This is a genomic window from Flavobacterium sp. (genome assembly GCF_044338735.1).
GTDB lineage: Bacteria > Bacteroidota > Bacteroidia > Flavobacteriales > Flavobacteriaceae > Flavobacterium.
Map to the genome: position 1 here is coordinate 1 of NZ_JBIIWV010000108.1, position 6,978 is coordinate 6,978.

Annotated in this window: 9 protein-coding genes; 7 read left to right on the top strand and 2 right to left on the bottom strand. The window is 31.7% G+C overall.

The genetic code is table 11. From position 1 onward, the window contains the following. The 4 genes from rpsR to ligA form a co-directional block, all read left to right on the top strand. On the top strand, positions 1-96 hold a 96-nt coding region (gene rpsR, locus ACIQZC_RS07685), incomplete at its 5' end, for a 30S ribosomal protein S18 (RefSeq protein ID WP_396138659.1). A 63-nt stretch (positions 97-159) separates the two neighbouring features. Beyond that, complete coding sequence (gene rplI / locus ACIQZC_RS07690) at positions 160-603, top strand: 50S ribosomal protein L9 (RefSeq protein ID WP_396138651.1); 444 nt, start codon at positions 160-162, stop codon at positions 601-603. A gap of 61 nt (positions 604-664) precedes the next feature. After that, positions 665-1,138 carry a DUF6495 family protein gene (locus ACIQZC_RS07695; RefSeq protein ID WP_396138652.1) on the top strand — a complete coding sequence of 158 codons (474 nt, stop codon included), beginning with the start codon at positions 665-667 and terminating at the stop codon, positions 1,136-1,138. 2 nt (positions 1,139-1,140) lie between these two features. Next, a complete protein-coding gene (gene ligA / locus ACIQZC_RS07700; RefSeq protein ID WP_396138653.1) occupies positions 1,141-3,132 on the top strand; it encodes an NAD-dependent DNA ligase LigA in 1,992 nt (663 codons plus the stop codon). Positions 3,133-3,146: 14 nt separating this feature from the next. Here ligA and ACIQZC_RS07705 read toward each other — a convergent pair whose 3' ends face one another. Both ACIQZC_RS07705 and ACIQZC_RS07710 read right to left on the bottom strand, forming a co-directional pair. Beyond that, positions 3,147-4,061 carry a bifunctional metallophosphatase/5'-nucleotidase gene (locus ACIQZC_RS07705; protein WP_396138654.1) on the bottom strand — a complete coding sequence of 305 codons (915 nt, stop codon included), beginning with the start codon at positions 4,059-4,061 and terminating at the stop codon, positions 3,147-3,149. Between the two features lie 13 nt (positions 4,062-4,074). Next, entirely contained in the window at positions 4,075-4,860 is a 786-nt protein-coding gene (locus ACIQZC_RS07710) for a 5'-nucleotidase C-terminal domain-containing protein (protein WP_396138655.1), read from the bottom strand. A 45-nt stretch (positions 4,861-4,905) separates the two neighbouring features. Here ACIQZC_RS07710 and ACIQZC_RS07715 point away from each other — a divergent pair, with 45 nt between their 5' ends. The 3 genes from ACIQZC_RS07715 to ACIQZC_RS07725 all read left to right on the top strand — a co-directional run. Further along, entirely contained in the window at positions 4,906-5,424 is a 519-nt protein-coding gene (locus ACIQZC_RS07715) for a DUF6913 domain-containing protein (RefSeq protein ID WP_396138656.1), read from the top strand. Position 5,425: 1 nt separating this feature from the next. Further along, positions 5,426-6,304: a 4-hydroxy-tetrahydrodipicolinate synthase gene (dapA, locus tag ACIQZC_RS07720; protein ID WP_396138657.1), complete on the top strand. Its 879-nt coding sequence runs from the start codon at positions 5,426-5,428 to the stop codon at positions 6,302-6,304. Positions 6,305-6,400: 96 nt separating this feature from the next. Continuing rightward, the coding region (locus ACIQZC_RS07725; protein ID WP_396138658.1) for an outer membrane protein assembly factor BamD at positions 6,401-6,978 on the top strand (578 nt) is incomplete at its 3' end.

Here is a 6,978-nt window from a genome sequence, read left to right on the forward strand (position 1 = left end):
GGTACTTCATTAAAATACCAAAGAAAAGTTTCTGTAGCTGTTAAAAGAGCTCGTCACTTAGCTTTAATGCCATACGTGGCCGATTTATTAAAATAATAATTAACGTATAGTTGTTGCTTCGCCATTGGCGGGCTAACTTCTACTAAAAAGGACAACAACATGGAACTTATCTTAAAACAAGACGTTCAAAACTTAGGATTTAAAGATGATGTAGTAACTGTGAAAAACGGATACGGACGTAATTTCTTAATTCCTCAAGGTGCAGCTATTTTAGCTACTCCTTCTGCTAAAAAAGTTTTAGCTGAAAACTTAAAGCAAAAAGCTCACAAAGAGGCTAAAATTGTTGACGATGCTAAGAAATTAGCTGAGGCTATCAAAGCTTTAGAAATTAAAATTACTTCAAAAGCAGGTGGTGATAAATTGTTTGGTTCAGTTACTAACGCAAACATTGTTGAAGCATTAGAAGCTAACGGTCATTCAATTGATAGAAAATTCATCACAAGTGGAGTTATAAAACGTGTAGGTAAATATACTGCAACTATTAGATTACATAGAGATGTTATTGTTGAATTACCTTACGAAATCGTAGGAGAAAAAGCATAATTTTTCTAAAAAATATAGTAATGCCTCGATTTTTTCGGGGCATTTTTTTTATATTTACCTCATGAAGTATGCAAGATTAACAAAAGAACAGTTAGAAGAATTACATCCCGAATTTATTACGTTTTTGGCTACTCAATCCATTGATAAAATCGAATGGGATGACATCAAAAAAAATCGTCCGAATGTAGCGGAACAAGAAATTGATATTTTTTCCGATATGATTTGGGAAAAAGCACTAGCGAATGTTTCACATATCGATCATTTTTCTAAAAACTATATTTTTCTTTTTAAATGCTATCAAAATGAAGTTTTATCATTCGTAATTAAAACCAATAATCCACAAATCGACTTTGTTTCTGCAGATGGAATTAATTGGTTGTCTGAAAATTTATTTTCCGATGAGGTAGAAATTACTCGAGGTAAGAAAGATTTATCTGAAAATAGAAATGAATCATTATTTGAAATCATAAGGCAAGGCGGAATCATCAGTAAAGGAGAATTGTTCACCAAATTAGACAGCTTAATCAATCAGTAACTATGAATGTTTTAGAGATAATTAAGAATTTAAGAGAAGCATTAAATCAGCACAATTATAACTATTATGTGCTGGATAATCCTACAATTTCCGATTTTGAATTTGATCAAAAGCTAAAACAGTTACAAGAATTAGAAGCGCAACATCCTGAATTTTTTGATGAAAATTCGCCTACACTTCGAGTAGGAGGCAGTATTACCAAGAATTTTGAAACGGTACAACATGAATACCGCATGTATTCGTTGGATAATTCCTATTCGATTGAAGATTTACAAGATTGGGAAACCCGAATTCAAAAGGTTTTAGGAGATGTTCCGTTAGAATATACGTGCGAATTAAAATATGATGGTGCCTCAATTAGTATTACCTATGAAAAAGGTCGTTTAGTTCGTGCAGTAACGCGTGGCGATGGTTTTCAAGGCGATGATGTAACCAATAATATCAAAACAATTAAGGCTGTTCCTATTCATTTAAAAGCTGATTTTCCTGATAAGTTTGACATTCGTGGCGAAATTATTCTTCCGTTTGCCGGATTTGAAAAAATGAATCAGGAATTGATTGAAATTGGCGAAACTCCTTATTCTAATCCAAGAAATACTGCTTCCGGAAGTCTAAAATTACAAGATAGTGCCGAAGTAGCTAAACGTCCGTTAGATTGTTTATTATACTTTGTAATTGGAAATAATTTGCCTTTCAATACTCAATTTGAAGGCTTGCAAAAGGCAAGAGATTGGGGATTTAAAGTACCAAATCAATCTAAATTAGCTAAAAATTTGAACGAAGTTTTTGAGTTCATTCGTTTTTGGGATACGCATCGACATGATTTACCTTACGAAACGGATGGTGTAGTAATTAAGGTTAATAATTTACAACATCAGGATGAATTAGGCTACACTGCAAAATCACCACGATGGGCTATGGCGTATAAGTTTAAAGCCGAGCAAGTTACAACCACATTAAATTCGATTACCTACCAAGTGGGGCGCACAGGAGCCATTACACCCGTGGCCAATTTAGAACCCGTGCAATTGGCTGGAACGATTGTAAAACGAGCGTCATTACATAATGCAGACCAAATCGAAAAGTTAGACATTAGAATAGGCGATGCCGTTTTTGTTGAAAAAGGGGGCGAAATTATCCCGAAAATTATTGCAGTTGCTCAACGAGGAAATCAAACCGAGCCAACGAAATATATTACTCATTGTCCAGAATGTCAAACCGATTTAGTTAGAACTGAAGGTGAAGCAAATCATTTTTGTCCAAATTTTTATGGTTGTCCGCCACAAATCATTGGAAGGATTCAACATTTTATTTCCCGTAAAGCCATGGATATCGATGGTTTAGGTGGTGAAACTGTAGCGTTATTATTTAGTGCAGGTTTGGTTACCAATTATGCCGATTTATACGAGTTAAAAAAAGAGCAAATCATTCCGTTAGAACGAATGGCAGAAAAGTCAGCTGAAAATTTAATTCAAGGTATCGAAAAATCAAAGAGCATTCCTTTTGAACGTGTTTTATATGCCTTAGGTGTTCGATATGTAGGTGAAACAGTGGCTAAAAAATTAGCGAAACATTATAAATCAATAGATGCGATTGCTCAAGCAAGTATGATGGATTTGATTTTGGTGGATGAAATTGGCGATAAAATAGCACAAAGTGTGATTCAATTTTTTGACAATCAAGAAAATAGATTAATTATTGAGCGATTGAAACAATTTGGTGTTCAATTAGAATCAGGCGCTGAATCAGAATTGCTTTCCGAAAAATTAAAAGGAAAAACTTTTGTGGTTTCAGGTGTTTTTGAGTTGTATTCTAGAGACGAACTTAAAAAAGCTATTGAAGATAACGGCGGAAAAGTAGGTAGTTCTATTTCTGCTAAAACCGATTTTGTGATTGCAGGTGATAACATGGGGCCAGCAAAATTAGAAAAAGCCAACCAACTAAAAATTGCAATTATTTCAGAGGTTGATTTTCAGCAGATGGTAACACAATAATTAATTTCAGTTTATTATACAATTATTGATTTTCCATTACTGGTTATAGTAGCATCATTTGAAAAGTAGAAATCAATCCGACCTAAATTTATACCATGACATCCTACTTGATTGATGATGACTTCTTTGCCATCACTATTTTTTTCAATCACGGGTTTATTTAGAAATGTGTGTGTATGTCCTCCAATAATTAAATCAATGTCTTTAGTTTTTTTTGCTAATACGATATCTGAAATTTTATTCGGTTCGTTTTTATAGGAATACCCTAAATGAGAAAGGCAAATTACTAAATCACATTTTTCCTTGTGTTTTAGAATTCTTGTCATGTCTTGCGCAATTTCAATTGGATCTAGATAAACCGTTTCTTTGTATGCTTTTTTGTCTACAAGACCTTCAAGTTCGATCCCTAATCCAAAAACTCCAATTTTAATACCTCCTTTATTGAAAATTTTAAAAGGTTTAACATGATCGTTTAAAATGGTATTTTTAAAATCATAATTTGCCGACACAAATTCAAATTTAGCATGTGGTAGTTGCGCATAAAACCCATCAATTCCATTATCAAAATCATGATTTCCCATGGTTGCAGCATCATAGTGCATCATACTCATCAATTTAAATTCTAATTCGCCACCATAATAGTTAAAATAGGGCGTCCCTTGAAAAATATCTCCTGCATCAAGCAGCAATACATTTTCCTCTTCCATACGAATACTTTCAATTAAAGAAGCTCTTCTTGCAACTCCTCCCATATTTGGATTTCTTGGATGGTCAGCAGGAAAAGGATCAATATAGCTATGAACATCATTAGTATGTAGAATGGTTATTTTTTTTTCATCAAACCTTGTAAAACTACTTAAACCGATATTTGCTAATCCTAATAAGGCAGAACTAGCAGCTGTTTTTTGGATAAAATCTCTTCTTTTCATTTGATAGGTTTTATTATTCGATAATAATTTTTTCGTCTTTTAGAACGGGAATAGTATCTACTTTTTTAAAATAATCAATAAGTATGTTTCTAATCTTGTAATCTAAATCATATTTTTCTGTGCTTTCTTTGAAAAAAGTCATATTATCTCCACCATTTGACAAATAATCGGAGGTAGCAACATAATAAATTTTTTCGTCATCAATAGGTTTTCCGTTTATCTCAATACGTTTTACGGTTAAATTGTTTTTATCAACAAAAAATTGAATATTGTACAAAGGATGCGGTTTTTTCTCGGCTAAAAGGTAGGTCCCCATTTCTTTGATTTGAGTACCTTTAAGAGCAACAACATATAGACTATTTTCAAATGGCATTACTTCATATGCAGTTCTTGTAGTTACATTTCCTTGCGGAATGATGGATCGAATACCACCACTATTTAAAAGACAAAAATCAATTGATTTATGTTCTCTTTTTTCAAATACAGGATTTCCAAGTTCAAAGACTATGGTTGCTAAAAGATTTCCAATTGTAGTTTGCCATTTGCCAATACTCTTGTCTAAGGTTTCAGGACAATAGGCTAAAACACTGTCTAATTCCTTTGTTATATTTGCTCTGTATGGAGCTATATAAGCTTCAATTTCTTTGTTTTCTCCTTTTTCCGAGGTAACGCTTATTTTTTTACCTTCAACTTTATAATTATAATACTTATTAGTTTTACAAGAAAAAAGGCTGCAAAATGTTAATAATATAACAAAATAGCGAAAAATTAATATATTCTTTTTTACATTTACCATCATATTAAACGACTTAATTTATAATTTTGTCTGAGGGGTAAAAATACTATGTTTTATAAGATAATAAAGAATTTTTTTCTTAAAAAAAATGTAACTAAAAGGTTATTAAAAGAAAAGAACCAATTAGTGCAACAAAAAATAACAACCGTTGGACTTCTTGTTGATGAGACTTATTTTTCAAATACGGAAGGATTAGTGGAGCAACTTATTTCGCATGGAATAGAAAAAGATAAAATCACAGTTTTGATTTATAAAGATAAAATTAAGTCAAAAGAACTTATAGCTAGCCCATTTTTATCTTTAAAAAACTTTTCATTTGCAGGTGAAATTGACAAAACAGAAGTTATCAATTTTTTAGACACTCCTTTTGATTTGTTGATTAATTATTATGACGTTAATAAATATGCGTTGTTATTATTAACTATTAAATCAAAAGCAAATTTTAAAGTAGGATTTGACACAGTTGATAAAAGAGTAAACCATTTCATCTTAAAAACGTTAGTTGATGAATATGAAACGTTTACTTTAGAGTTATTCAAATATTTAAAAATTTTAAACAAAATATAAAATGCAATCATTTATAGGAACAGGTGTTGCACTAGTTACGCCTTTTAAAAAAGATTTTTCGGTTGATGTAGAAGCATTAACTAGAATTGTAAATTATGTTATTGATGGAGGAGTAGAATATCTAGTGATACTTGGTACTACAGCAGAAACGGCAACCCTTTCAAACGAAGAAAAAGAATTGGTAATCAATACAATTATAACTGCAAATGCCGGTAGGTTGCCATTAGTGTTAGGTGTAGGAGGTAATAATACGATGAAAGTAGTTGAAGAATTAAAATCAAGAGATTTTTCTAAATTTTCAGCAATTTTATCCGTTTCTCCCTATTATAACAAGCCTACTCAAGAAGGAATTTACCAACATTTTAAAGCGGTCGCAGAAGCTTCAACTCTTCCTGTAATTGTCTATAACGTGCCGGGAAGAACTGCAAGTAATATGTTGCCTTCCACGGTAATTCGTTTGGCAAATGATTTCAAAAATATTATTGGTATTAAAGAAGCAGCTGGAGATATTGTCCAAGCAATGAAATTAATTCAAAACAAACCGGAAGGATTTTTAGTAATTTCAGGAGATGATATGATTACGTTACCGATGGTTTTAGCTGGAGGAGCAGGAGTTATTTCGGTAATTGGTGAAGGCTTTCCAAGAGAATTTTCGGAAATGGTGCGCTTAGGATTACAACGAAAAGTAGACGAAGCTTATAAATTGCATTATTTACTTGCTGATAGTATTGACATGATTTTTGAACAAGGCAATCCTGGAGGAATTAAAGAAGTCTTTAAATCATTGGGTTTATCGGAAAACACACTTCGATTACCTCTTGTAAATGTAAATGACGATTTAGCGAATAGATTGCATAATTTTACAAAAAAGCTACGCTAAAAAAAGATTTTTATTGTAAGTAAATAATATCTAAATTTGCAGTTGCTTTTTTAGGTATCAATAGTAATGATATTTTCAAAGTTAAAAATAAAAAAAATGATTAAAATTTTTAGTTTCATTCTTACCCTCTTATTTATTGCTTCTTGCAGTCAGTATCAAAAAGCATTAAAGTCTGATGATGTGGCTGTAAAAACAGAAGCTGCCAATAAAATGTATGAAGGTGGAAAATATTTAAAAGCCATCCGTTTATATGAACAAGTAGCTCCTGCCTATAAAGGAAAACCGCAAGCAGAGCGTTTGTTTTACATGTATTCAAAATCGTTATACAATACCAAACAATATTATTTAGCGGGTTACCAATTTGAAAATTTTGCCGCCAGTTACCCTAAAAGTGAAAAAAGAGAAGAAGCTTCATTTTTAGCTTCAGAATGTTTTTATAAACTTTCACCTGTTTATAGCTTAGATCAAACGGATACTGATAAAGCATTGGAAAAAGTGCAAAAATTTATTGATACTTATCCAAATTCTGAATACATGACAAAAGCAAATGAATATGTAAAGGAATTAAGAGAAAAACTAGAAAAGAAGGCATTTGAAATAGCTAAACAATACAATAGTATTTCAGATTTTAAAGCCGCTTTAAAAGCTTTTGATAATTTTATTACTGATTTTCC